Origin of the sequence: Sphingomonas desiccabilis, from assembly GCF_004135605.1 — a bacterium.
GTDB classification, from domain to species: Bacteria; Pseudomonadota; Alphaproteobacteria; order Sphingomonadales; family Sphingomonadaceae; genus Sphingomonas; species Sphingomonas desiccabilis.
In genome coordinates this window covers 609670-624540 of record NZ_SDPT01000002.1, presented here as the reverse complement: position 1 = coordinate 624540, position 14871 = coordinate 609670, and the positions used below count along the sequence as shown (strand labels likewise).

10 protein-coding genes and 2 pseudogenes are annotated in these 14871 nt (G+C 61.8%); 8 read left to right on the top strand and 4 right to left on the bottom strand.

All coding sequences use genetic code 11. The features are described 5' to 3' along the window. Window positions 1-702: 702 nt before the first annotated feature. From EO081_RS11130 to EO081_RS17280, 3 genes and pseudogenes are all read left to right on the top strand, one after another. Entirely contained in the window at window positions 703-1317 is a 615-nt protein-coding gene (locus EO081_RS11130) for an undecaprenyl diphosphate synthase family protein (protein WP_129341987.1), read from the top strand. Between the two features lie 490 nt (window positions 1318-1807). After that, a pseudogene (locus tag EO081_RS11125) lies at window positions 1808-2411 on the top strand (IS5 family transposase); the annotation flags it as partial. Between the two features lie 83 nt (window positions 2412-2494). Beyond that, complete coding sequence (locus EO081_RS17280; protein WP_129341986.1) at window positions 2495-2665, top strand: NAD(P)H-dependent oxidoreductase; 171 nt, start codon at window positions 2495-2497, stop codon at window positions 2663-2665. A 17-nt stretch (window positions 2666-2682) separates the two neighbouring features. Here EO081_RS17280 and EO081_RS11115 read toward each other — a convergent pair whose 3' ends face one another. Next, entirely contained in the window at window positions 2683-5547 is a 2865-nt protein-coding gene (locus EO081_RS11115) for a TonB-dependent receptor (RefSeq protein WP_129341985.1), read from the bottom strand. A gap of 666 nt (window positions 5548-6213) precedes the next feature. On the opposite strand from EO081_RS11115, the pseudogene EO081_RS11110 reads away from it, so the two are divergent. Continuing rightward, window positions 6214-6962, top strand: a pseudogene (locus EO081_RS11110) (IS5 family transposase). Window positions 6963-7158: 196 nt separating this feature from the next. On the opposite strand, the gene EO081_RS11105 reads toward EO081_RS11110, so the two are convergent. Beyond that, window positions 7159-8355 (bottom strand): hypothetical protein, encoded by a 1197-nt coding sequence (locus tag EO081_RS11105; protein ID WP_129341984.1) that lies wholly within the window; start codon window positions 8353-8355, stop codon window positions 7159-7161. Window positions 8356-8500: 145 nt separating this feature from the next. Between EO081_RS11105 and EO081_RS11100 the strand changes: the two genes are divergently transcribed. The 3 genes from EO081_RS11100 (at window position 8501) to EO081_RS11090 (ending at window position 11669) form a co-directional block, all read left to right on the top strand. Then, on the top strand, window positions 8501-9043 hold the full coding sequence (locus EO081_RS11100) for a hypothetical protein (protein WP_129341983.1): 543 nt from the start codon (window positions 8501-8503) through the stop codon (window positions 9041-9043). Window positions 9044-9159: 116 nt separating this feature from the next. Then, window positions 9160-9951: a hypothetical protein gene (locus EO081_RS11095; protein ID WP_129341982.1), complete on the top strand. Its 792-nt coding sequence runs from the start codon at window positions 9160-9162 to the stop codon at window positions 9949-9951. A 323-nt stretch (window positions 9952-10274) separates the two neighbouring features. Continuing rightward, a complete protein-coding gene (locus EO081_RS11090) occupies window positions 10275-11669 on the top strand; it encodes a sodium:solute symporter family protein (RefSeq protein ID WP_206364373.1) in 1395 nt (464 codons plus the stop codon). Here the strand turns inward: EO081_RS11090 and EO081_RS11085 are convergent. Together EO081_RS11085 and EO081_RS11080 are read right to left on the bottom strand one after the other, a co-directional pair. Further along, window positions 11666-12406, bottom strand: a complete 741-nt coding sequence (locus EO081_RS11085; protein ID WP_165284603.1) for an alpha/beta fold hydrolase — start codon at window positions 12404-12406, stop codon at window positions 11666-11668. The two genes, EO081_RS11090 and EO081_RS11085, sit on opposite strands and share 4 nt — an antisense overlap. A 20-nt stretch (window positions 12407-12426) precedes the next feature. Next, window positions 12427-13803: a UbiD family decarboxylase gene (locus EO081_RS11080; RefSeq protein ID WP_129341980.1), complete on the bottom strand. Its 1377-nt coding sequence runs from the start codon at window positions 13801-13803 to the stop codon at window positions 12427-12429. A 112-nt stretch (window positions 13804-13915) separates the two neighbouring features. Here EO081_RS11080 and EO081_RS11075 point away from each other — a divergent pair, with 112 nt between their 5' ends. Further along, entirely contained in the window at window positions 13916-14809 is an 894-nt protein-coding gene (locus EO081_RS11075; protein WP_129341979.1) for a LysR family transcriptional regulator, read from the top strand. Window positions 14810-14871 lie beyond the last annotated feature (62 nt).

Below are 14871 nucleotides of genomic sequence, written 5' to 3'. Positions count from 1 at the left end.
TAGCTCTATTGGTTTAGTCCAGCCCGCCATCTTGCTCGATAGCAATTGAGTCTTTCTTCGAAGTTGCGATGGCTCAACGCGAGATTCTTGTCGATGGACTGTCGGTCCATTGCTTCGGTCCGCGGCTCGAGGAGAACGGCACCGTGCGGCTAGCTACTTGGCGATCCAGTCGTCGAGCATCTTGAGCGTCGGGCAAAGTCGCGCCACCCGTCGGGGCTGCCACAGTGGATGCCCGACGACCCATAAGCGGACGTCGAAGGCGTCGTTGCCGCCGCCTGAAGCCGGCCGCTCGTTCAGGTTCTGGCCTAGCTCGGATGGGCTACTTGGGGCTGGCCGCAGATCGGTGATCAGGCAAAACGAGCTTCCGTTCCGCCCCTGGGCAAACGGAGGTCTCCGCTCCTGTCGAGAATCTCCTAAGTTTGTCGCGTTGCGTATGTTCCGTCTTTCGCGGCAGGGTACGTCTTCCCGATTGCGACGCCCACCAAACTCGAACGTTGCGATCGTCGCGGGGATCGAGGCCGACGCTCTGGAGGTGATCCGAGGCGGCAAAGCACGGGCGGGCATGATTGCCTTAAATCGCGAAGACCCCGAGAGCCGTCGGCAAACGCTATCTGACCAATGAACCCGCGTTGGAAGAGGCCGTGCGTGACCACTCCTCACTTCAGATGCTATCGCTTAGAACGCGGCTGCAGGAGAGCGTGAATGGCCAAGGGAAGAGTTCCGCGGCACGTCGGATTCATTCCAGACGGAAACAGGCGCTGGGCCTCATCTCGCGGCCTTCCTAAGCAGGACGGCTACGCAAACGGCGTAGAGCCAGGTCTACTCCTGTTTGAACAGTGCAAGCTCCTCGGGATCGAGGAGGTGTCGATCTATTGCTTCACCAAGGATAATATCAAACGACCGTCGGTGCAGACAGAAAGCTTCAAGGCGGCCTCGGTGGCTTTTGCCCGAGAGATCATGGCTCGCGGCGCAGCCGTGCTGGTGGTGGGCGATGCAACCTCATTGCAGTTTCCCCGCGAACTTATCGAATTTCGGGATCGCCGCGGCACCGGGATGAAGGTCAATCTTCTGATGAACTATGGGTGGGAGTGGGACTTGGCCGGCCTCGAAAGCGGCGGCCTGCGCTCGCAGGAGGTCTCACGCCTCGAGCTTATTGTACGCTGGGGAGGTGGGCGGCGGCTTAGTGGCTTTCTGCCGGTGCAGTCGGTCTACGCCGACTTCTATGTAAGGGATGAACTTTGGCCGGACTTCGAAGCCGATCACTTCGAGCAGGCGCTCGCCTGGTTCCGGCAGCAGGATCAGACGCTCGGAGGCTAAAGCGAGCGAGGGCGTCCGGTCGGCTCAAAGCTCTGGTCAGATCAGGCGTTACTGAAGGCGCTTACCAATGTGCTGTCCTCCTGAGGGCACCTCTCGGTAACTGTCCAACCTCCGGCTCCGGCGTTGAAGCGTTATGAGGTCCTATGAAGCTCCGGATTCCCGCGCGAGGGGCATGACCGTCACAGAAGTCTAGTGTTTGCCTGGCAGTCACGCCCCGTCTGAACCCGAGCTGGCGCCGGCCTCCACGCCGCTCTGCGTCTGCGCCAGATGCCCGATACACCGCTCCACATCGTCTTGTTGTCGCGAAAGTGCTAGGTTTCGCGACACCGTCTCAGACCCGATCAGCCAGCAACTACGTTGTCGCTTATATCCGTCGCGAAATAACGGAAATCGAGGCAGATCTTGCGACGCTCGGATGTTGGCTTGGGAGATCCGCTTTTTGGAGGCGTGCGGAAAGCTTGACGCCGACCTCGGCTATCACGTTCTCGTGCCGGATGCCTACGGCCCACACAAGACGCTCAATAACCGCTGGAAGCGCTGGGGCGAGCGAGGCGTGTTCGCGCGGATGATGGAAGGGCTGGCGACGGCGAGGCCGAGCCGAAGATCGTGATGATCGACGCAACCTACCTCAAGGTGCACCGCACGGCATCCAGCCCGCGGGTAAAAGGGGGATTTCGGGCGCCTGATCGGCCGCACCAAAGGCGGCATGAATACCAAGCTCCACGCCATCGCAGATGCGAACGGCCGTCCCTTGAGCTTCTCCCTGACCGCCGGACAGGTCAGCGACTACACCGGCGCCGCAGGGCTGCTCGATGATCTGCCGAAGGCACAGTGGTTGCTCGTCGATCGCGCTACGACGCAAACTGGTCCGGGACGCGCTCCAGGCCAAAGGCATCCAGCCCTGCATCCCCGGTTGGAAATCCCGCAACGACCCGGTCCGATACGACAAGCGCCGCTGCCGCCGGCGCAGCCGTATCGAGATCGTGTTCGGCCGCCTCAAGGACTGGCACCGCGCCGCGACCCCCTACGATCGCTGCCCCACCACCTTCTTCTCCGCCATCGCACTCGCTGCCACCGTCATCTTCTGGCTCTAAACAACGAGTCCTGACCCTAGAGAACAGCACCGAATTGATCAGGCCGATCACCTGATCCTTGTCTATCCAGTCTACTGTGGTTAATGCCGGCGCTCCTCAAAGGCTGGATCGACCGAGTGTTCGTCTCCAGGCGGGCCTCCGAGGAGGACGCCGCACAAGGCCTCGTCAAAAAGCTCGGCCGGTTGAAGGTGCACCTGATCGCACCGGGCGGAGCCGAGGCGGAGTCAGATGTCGGATTTCTTGGCGTTGCATGAACATACGCATCGGCCCCTTAGAATCTCACGCGAACACCGAAATTGTACCGTGCGCCCGTCTCCTCGAGCAGCAGGTAGCGCTCCTCAATGGCCGACCATTCGTCCACCTTCTCATTCAACACGTTCACGCCCTGCAAATACACTTGGACATTCTCGGTCACGTCATAGCCGAGGTTGAAGTCAAGCTGGCCATAAGATGACCGATTGCGCGGGCGCCCCTGGCTCGATCGGCACGAGCGCAGATAGTCGGAACGCCAATTATACGACGCCCGCGCTGAAATTCCGAACTTCTCGTAGAAAATGCTTCCGTTCGCGGAGTGCGGAGAGAGGCCGTTATACCCGCAATCATAGTCGGCAAGCGTCTGGTCCCGCTCCACCTTGCTGCTCACATAGGTATAGTTTCCGGCAACGCCGAAGCCCGAAGCCAAGCCCGGCAGCCAGTCGAACGCATACTGCCCGCCAACCTCGATGCCGCGGATATAACCGGTCTGACCGTTCCGGGTGCGCGTATCCTGGAATGTTCGGCCAAAGCGAACGACCGGCAGCGTCTGAAGCTCCAGGAAGTTGCTCAGATCCTTGTAGAAGGCGCCGACACTCAGATAGCTGACCGGGGAAAGATACCATTCGGCCGACAGGTCGTAGTTGGTCGACTTGAACGGCAGCAGGCCCGGATTGCCGCCCGACGACTGCGGCACGGAAATACGCCCGCCAAAGTCATTATTGACGCCCAAGTCGGTCAGCGTGGGCCGGGTAACCGTCTGCGAGAAGGCGGCGCGCGTAATGAAGTTGTCAGTGATGTTGATTTTGATGTTGGCCGAAGGCAGCGCGTTGACATAGCTGTTGCGCACCGAGACGGCCGTTGCCGGACCATAGGTATATTGCAGCGTATCGTCGCCGGGCGTGTTGTTGATGCTGGTAACCGGCGTGTTGAAACCCGACGAGACCACATCGGTCTTGATCACGCGAACCCCGACGTTGCCGGACCAGTTCGAACCGCCAAACTGCATGCTGATATAGCCGGCGGTCAGCTTTTCCTGGACGTTGACCGTCCCGCGAAGCTGCTCGCGCACCCCGAACGGTCCGCCCGGCAGAGCGAGCACCCGCTGCGCGAAGGCAGCCTGTTCCTCTGGTGTCCGGCCGTTGGACGGGATGGCCAGCGTCGCCGGATCGTTGAGATAGGCGAGCATCGCATCGGCATCGAATTCGAACAGGGATGGCGGAATGCTGTCTCCGGTTCCCAGCAGGCTGCCCCATTCGTAGTTCTTCAGCAGACCGGCTTCGATCGGAACTTGGTACCCGCAATAGGTGCAATTGGAGTCGCTGTTGTTGAACGACCGGTTGGTCTTGCGCCGCTGCGTATACGATCCGCCAATCATCACCGACCGCAACACAGAGTCGTTAACGTCGAACTTCGTGTCGAGATGGAATTCGGACCCGCGATCGCGCGACGTGTTCCGGTCGACCGCCATATAGTGCAGTCGCATCCGGTCGGGATCGTTGATGATGTTGTTGTCGAACGACACGCTCGGCAGCCCAGCGCCGCCTTCAAGGTCGAACTGATAGCTATAGGGCAGTAGTGCCCCGATCACGAGATAACGGTTCGGCGACTTGCGGTTTGCGCCGGTCAGCGACGCGTCGAACCGCACCTCCAGACCTTCGCCCGGGTTCCATTTGACGTTTCCGCCGACCTGATAGCTGTCCGACTGGCGGTTCGTGGTGTTGTAGACATGATCGATCTTCGCGTTCAGTCCGTTGTTGGTAAGTCGATCGCGGTTAGCTTCCAGGAATTGTGGGTAGCGCGCAATGAAGTCGGCACCGATCATCCCGAGGCTGGTCGCCGTGCCATTGTCGTTGAACGTCGGCTCTAGATACGGCGCGGCCAGGAAGTTATCCATTCGACGCACGACGCCCGACACATCGAACTTTGAATAAATCCCGTCTACCGTGATCTCCAGATTGTCGGCAGGACGATATTGCACCGACCCCGCGACATTGATCCGTTCGCGCGTTTCCTGGACGCGCTGGTAGTAGAGGCTCTGGGGTACGTTCACGTTGCCGGCCCGCGGGTATCGGGAATCCGATCCGGTCACCAAGCTCGGGGCGCCATCGACCATCGAGATGATGTCCGGCCGGCCGTTGATCCAACCGTCGACCGCGATCTGATCGGCCTGGTTCTTCCGCTTGGAGTAGGCGCCCGACAGAACGGCACCAAACGTCTTGTCGGCATTGGTCCAGGACACGACAGCCGAGGCATCCGGGCCAAGCTTTTCGCTCAGCGTGTCATAGATGCCGCCGGCGGACGCGGCGAAGTGCAACCCCTCACGCTGGTCCAGCGGCCGCGCGGTGATGATGTTGACCGTGGCCCCGATGCCGCCTTCCTGAAGGTCTGGCACGCTCGATTTGAATACGTCAGTGCGCTGGATCATATTCGAAGACAGCACGTCGAACGAGAACTCGCGTCCCGGGTTATCGGTCGCCATGATGCGGCCATTAACCAGAACTGTATTGAATTCCGGCCCCAGCCCGCGGACCGTGATAAACTGTCCTTCGCCACCAGATCGGTCGATCGCCACGCCCGTGATGCGCTGAAGCGATTCAGAGACATTGGCATCCGGAAACTTGCCAACATCCTCAGCGGAAATGCTGTCGACGATCTGCTGCGCCTCGCGTTTCACGCGGGCTGAATTGGCAAGGCTGCTACGGATGCCGGTGACCACGATGTCCCCTGCCGAGGCGCCGTTCTGCCCCTCTTCCGCTGCAAGCGAAGGCTGGTCTTGCGTTGTTGCTGGAAGCCCTTGCTCGGCCCTTGTTCCATCTTGAGCTAACGCTGGAACTGCGGCCAACACGGTTCCGATCAGCAAACCCACCTTATAGGCGTGCATCCTTGCTCTCCCAGGTTCTGCGGGTTTTTCCCGCTATGACTGAAAGGTAATTTGTTATTGAAATCACGACAACCGGTTATTTGAAGCGGAGCACCATCAACGTGCCTTGTCGGCGGCACGGCACAACGGGAATTCTCTAGCTAAGCGCAAGCAATTGGTAACGAGCGAGTTAACTACTGGCTAAGCAGCAGTGCCCTTTTCGACTTCCAATGCAACTGTGGCCAAGCACCGAGATCATCTCCGGTGCGCATGGCGATCTCGTGATCATACAGCCAATTGACTCGTTATCGACGAAGATCAGCTTACCCGTTCTTTGGCCGATCCATTCGACCGGCGAGCTATCGGTCTTGCAATGCGTCCGTGGCAGGAGACCGGCTCACGGTTAGCGGGAGACCATGCACCGAATGGCCGGGTGCGCCGGTACCCGCCGCTGGCGAAACGAGGAACTGCTTGCCCTGAACGACCTATTCGCTGCGAGCTGTCTGACCGTATGAACGTAGGACCCCTATCAGGAAAGGCGGCGCGATCTCCGACGGCCGATAAGTCGGCGGCTGCTGACTGAGGCGTGGTGCAGCCCAACGGCAGGTTTAACTATCTTACGCCTAGGGTCAGGACCCATTGATGTGAGAGGCGCGATCTGATCCAGGCTCCGCGAGGAGACTGGGCATGAGCGGCCTGTCTTGGCTGACAGATGAGCAGATGGCGCGGCTCCGCCCGTACTTTCCCAAGAGCCACGGCAAGCCGCGGGTTGATGGCCAGCGGGTGCTGAGCGGCATCGTTTTCGTCAAGCGCAGTGGGCTGCGATGGCGCGATGCGCCGAAGGACTATGGTCCGCACGAGACGCTGTACAACCGCTGGAAGCGGTGAGGCGAGAGAGGCGTATTCGCGCGGATGATGGAGGGGCTGGCTGCGGCCGATGCCGAGCCGAAGACAGTCATGATCGACGCAACCTACCTGAAGGCACACCGCGCGGCATCGAGCCTGCGGGTTAAAAAGGGGGTCTCGTGCGACTGATCGGACGCACCAAAGGCGGCATGAACACCAAGCTTCACGCTGTCGCCGATGCGAACGGCCGCCCCTTCAGCTTCTTTATGGCCGCCGGGCAGGTCAGCGACTATGCCGGCGCGGCAGCTCTGCTGGATGATCTGCCAAAGGCGCAGTGGCTGCTCGGCGACCGCGGCTATGACGTCGACTGGTTCAGGGATGCCTTGCAGGCGAAGGGCATCCAGCCCTGCATTCCAGGTCGTAAATCTCGGCTCGAGCCCGTCAGGTACGACAAGCGCCGCTACAGGCGCCGCAGCCGCATCGAGATCATGTTCGGGCGCCTGAAGGACTGGCGTCGCGTTGCCACCCGCTACGACCGGTGCCCAACGGCCTTCTTCTCCGCCGCGCCCATCGCGGCTTGCGGCGTTTGAATGATCATCACGGTCCTGCGGGAGACCCGCGGCGCGCCTTCTACCTCCTCGACATCCTCCCGGAGCATCGCTTCGCGATGGGTTGACGCATGGTAGGGGTCCATGAATTGCCCGATTAGACCCACATTCGGTCATTCAGTGCCGTTGAGACGTTCTCCGAAACCCGCCGTTCGTTCAGGCGAATAATCTATGAGACTTACGGGTTCGTAACAGCACCTGGGCCGACTGCGGTGATGGCCCACACGATTGGCCGGCCTTTACCGTCGCGCCGCAAGCCCGCCTGTTGGAGCAGCGTGGCGGGCAATTTGGCCGGATCATTTTTGGTGCCTGTCGGCGGCCAATTCCTCGTGATTGAGACGACTGTGTTAGTCGCCGAAACTGCGAGCGGATCAGGCAAGCCAGGCGACCGCTTCAAACCAGCCAATCGCATCGGGATGAACCAGGCACGCACCAGACCAACCGCTTTGCCCGCACAATCTAGACGGATGTCTTGCGCGGCCCCGGTCTCCCCCTTCGCGGGCCGAAGGATCGAAGGGATTTTCGCGGATGTAGTGACGACGCCCGGTGCGAAGGTCAGCGCAGCACGGCCGTCCGTCCGTCTCTGACAGTCATTATCGAGTACGGTCCGAGCCTCGGTCGTCCGAAGCTGAGCAGCGAGGCTATCGACCTGGGCGACGGCAGCAATCGCCTGCCTTGGGGTCGTCAAAACCGGACCGGGCGCGGACAGCCAAGCCTGGATCAACGGTCTGGCGAGATACCACCCGATATTCACGATCAGCAGCAGTGAAAATGTTAGGAAGGCTCGCAACAGATACTCGTGCGCCATCTTGATGCAGGTGACCTTCCAATTGACCCCGTCGCGGTTGCGCCGCGTGTGGAGCAACAGGCGGCGCGCCAAGGTCTGACTCGGATGGGGGACGCCCCAGGCCTTCTCGAAATCGGTTAGCCCGGGTTCGTGCGAGACGCCGACCTTCAGTTCCCGGAACGCCCAGTGACCAGCGCTGGCGATATAGGCGACCGCAGGACCGAGTAGCAGCATGTTGAGCCAGATCGGCGCGCTGCCCGCTTTCTTCTCCCACAGCGCACTCACCAGCGTCAGGACCAGGGGGATTAGTGCGGCAACGAGCGGGAGATAGGTTGCCGCCTTCTGGTCGGTGCCGCGGCGGCGTTCCGCCTCGCTGTCGGCGAGGCGGCGGGCCTCCTCAAGCGCCGCATCGCCATCCTTGCCGAAGTCTAGCGCACCGATCCGCGCCTCATCTCTCTTCAGATTATACTCGAGAGTATTCTCTTGCTCCGGCGTCAGCTTTTCCAGCCATGGCCAGAGTAACTGACCAATCGTGAAGCACCGTGTGGCGAGCCAGCGCCACGCCGCATTGGCCCCTGCGATGATCACCGTTTTGATGCCGCAATTGCCTCGAGTTCATCGACGATGGCGGATGCGAGTGGCAAACCCGTGCGACGTTCGATCCATGCCCATTGGCCATTAGAACACCACCAGTGAAGGGGAACTCGACCCCCGCGACACTGCTGCGCTCGAGTTGTCGCAAATCACCGCCGTATCGCTCGACTATAAAGGCTGGAGCGGCAACGCCTATAAAGGTCAGTGCAACTTCGACGTGACCCTCACCCTGCCGAAGCAGGAACCGACCGACGCTGAAGCACCTGCTCTACGTGTGCCGCTGGCGGGCGTGCTTGAGAAGCGGGAAACAGGTTGGGTCTTCGATCATGTCGGCGACACAGATGCCAGCGCTCGGCCAATCGAAGGTCATCTACACGCGCACCTCTCAAAGGTAGTCAGCGCTCGTGCCACGCAGATCGAGCAGGTGCGCCTCGCGCAACGAGAGGCGCAGGAGCGGCAAGCCGCTGTTGAGCGCGCGGAGTGGATCAGGACCCATCCAGAAGAATATGCAGCGGAACAGCGCCGAAACGTCCAGGTGCTCAGGCTCTTCGCAAAGGCAGCGGCCCAGACCGAAGCTGAAAATCGACGCCGCCAACGCGCCTGCCAGGCGGCCGGTGGGGTTTGGGGCCGCCGCACGCGCAACGGCGTGCCGGTCGGCATGCTGGGCTGCTTCACCCGCTAATCTGAGCGGCCAGCTCAGAGAGCTGCGCCCACCCACTGCCCCGACAGGTCGGCCAGACCGGCAACGCTTGCGGCCAGCGCTCCCAAACAATCAGCGTGCATAGCACAGAGGCTCTCATGAAGATTCTACCGCCTGAAAACCCCCGTCGCCTCACCAACTCCGACCATCCAGGGGATGTCGGCCGCAACGTGGAGAACGACGATGGCGCGCGACATTATCACTACCACGCGTCGAGCGACGCTGAGGAACGCATCCGCCGCGACGCCCTACGGGATTACCTGCATGAACAGACGAAGGAGCGCGAGGCGCATCCCCGTGCGGTTGCGCTGACCATCTTCGGGCTCGTCGTCGCAGCGGGAGGCTTGGGTGTGTTCCTCACCCCCCGCATAAGCACCTCCACTCCAAACACTTCTCGGTCAAACGCGGTGCAGGTCACTAGCGAGCTACGTGACGGTAAGTGGGTGGCGACCGCCAAGCGGGTGACCGTGCCTGACGACGAGACCATAAGCCGGGACACCAGCGAACCCGTGGTAGAGGACGACCGGCTCGATCAATCGACAACCGAGGAAAGCGGGGATGCGGCGGCCGTGCCGTCCACCTTCCGAATGTGTGAGGGAAAGTGGGTAAGCCCGGACGGGCTACTCGCCAGCGTCAATGGTACCCAAGCAACGCTGTGGTTTGAGTATCAGGTTCGTAACGGTAACGGGATGGGACAGACCTTGTACGGAGAACCGGTTGGCGCGGGGCTCAGCTTCAGCAACAACGATGGTCTGCCCAGCATCGTCTTCGCGTGCAAGCCGGATCACATGCTGGTTACACGCCTCAGCGATAACACCAGCGCACTACTCGCGCCGGCCGACGACACAGAATTCGCCAACACTCTCGAAGCATGGCGGAATGCAAACTGAGGAAGGTAGCATGATAGCGGCCCGCACGTGCCGCCTGATCTCGTGACAAATTCATACATTTGTCATGGGTTGGGGCACTGCACCGTAGGGCTCGCCAGTACCTGGTGCTAAAGGAGCAGCGGTTTAGCAAACACATCGACCGAGCAGGGGATTTGTCTGACGAGCTACTAGGTAGGTTCACCGTGCCCTCTTTGGAACGGAAAACACGGACCGGTCACGCCCGTGTGATGCGCACCATAAGCAATCGTTATTTGCTATCGGCTTGCTGATGAAATCAGTTGATCCGTAACGGCCGGCACAAGGTCGAAACGAGAGGAAGTCCGATGGGCAACGAGATCACGATCGTGATCGGCACGGTTCTCTACATGGTGGTGCTGGCCTTCGTCAGCTACTCGGCGCGGCGGAACGCGAACAGCGCACAGAAATTCTCTTCGGGCGGGACTACCTATCCGGCGTTGCTGATCGGCTTCCTCCTGATGAGCGAGTTCATCGGAACGGCCGCCAGCGTCGGCACGGCGGAAGCTGCCTATCGCGTCGGCGTGTCGGCGGCGTGGAACGTCGCGGCGCTTGGCATCGGCTTTGTCCTCTATTCCTGGCTCCTGGCCTCCCGCTTCAAGGCAATTGGGGAGAACACCATCTCGGGGGCGCTGGCGCGGACGTACGGCCGCAACGTCAAGCTCGCGACATCCGTCATCATGATCTTCGCGCTGCAGATCGTGGCAATCTCGACGTACACGAGCGGCGGGGCGATCGTGGCGCCGCTCTTCGGCATCGGCCGCTCCACCGCAATCTGCATTACCGCCGCCGCCGGCGTCCTTTACGTCAGCCTCGGCGGCATGAGTTCCGTGATCTACACCAATGTCATCCACGCCATCGTAAAATATATCGGCGTCATCATCGCACTCGTTTTCGCGATCCATCAGATCGGGGGCGTCGGCGAACTGCAGGCACAGCTGCCGCCGGAGATGCTGGCGGTGGACACGGTCGGCTGGGCGCAGATCTGCGCGTGGTTGGTCGCAGGGATCGGCGCGGTGTTTGCCACCCAATATGTGGTGCAGGCGATCAATGCCGTTCCCGACGAGGCGACCGCAAAGCGCGCAAGCTTCTATTCAGCGCTGCTCTTAATCCCGTTCGGCATCCTTGCCGCGATGATCGGAATGGTCTGCCAGATCCTGTATCCCGGCATCAAGGCGACCCAATCCTTTCCGTCGTTGATCGCAGACATGCAGGCACTGCCGGCCACCATCGTTGTCGCAGGGCTGGCGGCATCCTTGTTCGGGACCATCTCGGCCCTCAGCATCGGTGCAGCCACGCTGGTCTACAAGGACTTCTACCTGCCGATCAGCGGGCGAACCGGGGACGATCCCGCTTCGCTGCGCTTCATCCGCTGGGCCACCATCGTCGCCGGCCTGCTGCCGATCCCGCTGGCCATTCTTTCCACCGAAGTGCTGAGCGTCACCTTCCTTGCCAAGTCGCTGCGCGCCTCACTTGCGGTGCTGGTCCTGCTGGCCTTCTTCGCGCCACGCTTCGGGTCTCCGCGTGCCGCGATGGCGAGCATCGGGCTGTCGCTGGTGGGCGTCATCGGCTGGTTCCTGGCCGGGAACCCCGGAGGCATCGACAACGCCTATATCGCCGTGGCCATCCCAATCCTGGTGATGACCGTGAGCCGGCTGTTGGGCGGAAGCAATGCACCTGCCAAAGAGCCGCAGAGTCGCTAGAGCTTCCGCACAAAGGCTGCGACGAGCGCCAGCGTGCGCTCCCGCGCCTCCTTGTGCGGAACATGGCCGCAGTCGGGCAGCGTCACCGCTTCTGCTTGAGGGATGCCCGACGTGATGACATCAAGCTGGTGGGCGCTGGAAAGGGCGTCCTGTGCGCCGCGGATAGCCAGCACTGGACAGGTGATCTCGGGAAGCAGCTCCGCGATTGACCAGCCCCAGAAGGCTTCGCTTGTCCAGACATCGTGCCACCCGCGGAAGACGCTGGCTGGATCGTCATGGTGACGGGTCAGCCGCTCGCGCAGGTCGCCCGACGTCCAGCGTTCGCCGACGCTGCGTACCGCTTGTTGGGTGGGCCGCTCGACGGTGACGTGTGCAGCCTCCAGCACCAAACCTGCAACACGGGACCCATGCAGCGCCCCCGCCTCAGTTGCGATGGCGCCACCGTCTGAGTGGCCGAGTAGGACCGCGCGTTCGAGATCCAGTGCATCAAGCACCCGCCGCACGCGACGGGCCTCCTGCGCGAGGTAGTCGAGCGGTCGTATTCCCGGCCAACCGCTCGAACGGCCATAGCCCTGCCGCGAATAGGCGATCACCGTACGGCCGCAGGCTTCGGCCAGTTGAGCCGGGAAGCGCCCCCATGCCGTGATCGAGCCCAAACCCTCGTGCAACAGGACAACAGGCGTCCCGTCGCCTCCTGCCCAGCATCGTGCCTCCAGGTGGAGGCCGTCGACCTCCACCCGTCGATCCACCGGTTCCCTCACCCCTGCCATCGCCCGTTCGCGTCGAGCACTGCCGCGAGATCGAGCGTGTCCGCACCGGGTACACGGATACGCTTGAACTTCATTTCGGGAGCATCGACCGGGATCGTCGCATCCAGGCCCATCTTGGCGCCCAGCCCCTTGTCGGTCGACGGGTCGAGCTTGGAGCCTTGGCTGTCGCTGATCACCACCAGGTCTCGATCCGCCTGGAAGCGCGTAGATACCGCCCACTCGACCTCGCGCGGGTCGTGGATATCGACATCAGTATCGACCACGACCGCATGCTTGATGTCATAGTGCGCGGCAAAGGCGCCCAGCAGCACGTTCTTGCCCTCCCCTTCCTGCGTCTTCTTCAGCTTCACATAGAGGTGGTAGCGCCCTACCCCGCCCAGCGCGAGATGCACGTCCATCACGCCTGGAAAGCTACGCTGCAACGTCGACAGAATCGTCGCCTCGCGCGGGATGGCTCCCAGCAGCAGATGCTCGTAGCCGCCGCCGACGATGGTGTGGAACAGCGGCTCGCGCCGATGTGTGATCGCGTCGATCTCGATCACATGCCGCTCGCCCGGCTCGCCATAATATTGCGGAAACTCTCCGAACGGTCCTTCCATTTCGCGGGTTTTGGGCAGGATGCGTCCCTCCAGAACGATCTCGGCGTCTGCGGGCACACGCACGTCGTTGGTGACGCAACGAACCACCTCCAGAGGCGCATGCCCCAATGCCCCGGCAATCTCCAGTTCGTCGTGACCGAGCGGCACGATCGCCTGGCTCGCAAGCAGGCAGGCCGGTGACACCCCGACGCAGATGGCGATCTCCAGCGGCTTCCCGCTCGCCTCGGCCTTGCGATAGAAATGGTCCGTATGGCGCGGCAGCAAGAGAATGCCGATGCGGTTCGGCCCGCTGATCTGGCAGCGGTGGATCGCAACGTTCTGCACTCCGGTTTCGGGATCGCGCGCGATCAGAATGCCGGCTGTGATATAGGCGCCGTTGTCGTGCTCGTTATGGGTCGGCACCGGCAGCTGCTTGAGGATATCCACGTCGCGATGGACGATCTCCTGCGCCGGAGCGTCGTCCACCTCGCGCCATGCGAGCGGCGCTTCCGCAGCCTGTTGAAAATGCCCGAGCAGGTCTTCCGGCGCGACGCCCAGCGCCTCGGCCATCCAACCGCGGTCCGAAACGATTCCGGAAATCACGCTGATGGGGCGGTCGGAGGGACGCGGAAAGAAGGTCGCCTGAGCGCCGTCCAGCTTCTGTGCAATCGCAGCCAGCTCGTGCTGCAAACGCAAACCGGGTTTGCCCACGGCAAGGCGGCCGGTCTCCTGCAGTCGCTGCATCCACGCGCGCAGCGAAAGCGCACCGTTGCTTGCCTGTCTCATCGTCCTCTCCCGTCGCGCATCGTTCGGCGCCTCGACAGGATAGGTTGAACCGGCATAAACTTAAATAATTCCTGATGATCGCGATCATCATCTGAACTTACGGATGGGCTCGATGGACCTGCGCCAGATCAACTATTTCCTCGCCCTTTACGACGAAGGCAGCGTCACGCGTGCTGCCCAGCGACTCCATGTTGTGCAGCCGGCGGTTTCCATGCAGATCGCCCGCCTCGAACGCGAACTCGATCAGAAGCTGTTCGAACGCACGCCCCGGCTGATGGTGCCTACCGCCGCCGCTCGGACGCTGCACCGCCTGCTGCTTCCGGTCGTGCGTAACCTCAATCACGCGCGCGAACAGATGGCGCGGCTCTCCGGGGTGGTTTCGGGGCGGCTTACGCTGGGGATGCTCGCCTCGATCGCGAACAGCGTCGGTGCGGAGATGCTCGCCGATTTTACCCGCACCTATCCCGAAGTCGAGGTCGCGCTGGTGGACGGCTATAGCTCGGCCTTCATCGAGCAGGTCAGCGACGGCAAGCTCGACTTTGCGATCATCAATAGACCCGGTCGCAAGATCGGGCTGATTGTGGAGCCGATGGTCGACGAACACATGGTGCTCGCCGCACGCACGCTGGCGGACGAATCGCCGCTGCCGATCGCGCAGCTGGCCGATCTACCGCTCGTCCTCCCGACCCGCCGCCATGGTCTGCGCACCGAGTTCGAACGCCACCTCGCCGCCCATGGTGTCACGGTGGAGCCGAAGCTTGAAATCGATTCGATCGAGGGCATCTGCGCATTTGTCGCGCAAAGCCATTGGGCAACCGTCTTGCCAAGCCTTGCCCTGCGGGGACACGTCGCGGCAGGACGACTACGCACCCGCCCTATCCTGCCCGCGGTTCAGCGGCGGCTGGCGGTGATCCATCATCCGCACCATCCGCTCAGCCCGGCCGGACTCGCGTTCATTGACCACTTGCGCACCGCGCTGGGCGGCAGCGATAATCAGACCGTGTGATCTAACGCATCACAGCTCATTATTCGACTTGATGAGCAGACCGCTCCTACCTTTGCAACAAA

Excerpts from the sequence above, each read along its gene's own strand:
- EO081_RS11130 (WP_129341987.1), top strand. The coding sequence starts at position 703 with ATGGCCAAGGGAAGAGTTCCGCGGCACGTCGGATTCATTCCAGACGGA.
- EO081_RS17280 (WP_129341986.1), top strand. The coding sequence starts at position 2,495 with ATGCCGGCGCTCCTCAAAGGCTGGATCGACCGAGTGTTCGTCTCCAGG.
- EO081_RS11115 (WP_129341985.1), bottom strand. The coding sequence starts at position 5,547 with ATGCACGCCTATAAGGTGGGTTTGCTGATCGGAACCGTGTTGGCCGCA.
- EO081_RS11095 (WP_129341982.1), top strand. The coding sequence starts at position 9,160 with ATGAAGATTCTACCGCCTGAAAACCCCCGTCGCCTCACCAACTCCGAC.
- EO081_RS11090 (WP_206364373.1), top strand. The coding sequence starts at position 10,275 with ATGGGCAACGAGATCACGATCGTGATCGGCACGGTTCTCTACATGGTG.
- EO081_RS11080 (WP_129341980.1), bottom strand. The coding sequence starts at position 13,803 with ATGAGACAGGCAAGCAACGGTGCGCTTTCGCTGCGCGCGTGGATGCAG.
- EO081_RS11075 (WP_129341979.1), top strand. The coding sequence starts at position 13,916 with ATGGACCTGCGCCAGATCAACTATTTCCTCGCCCTTTACGACGAAGGC.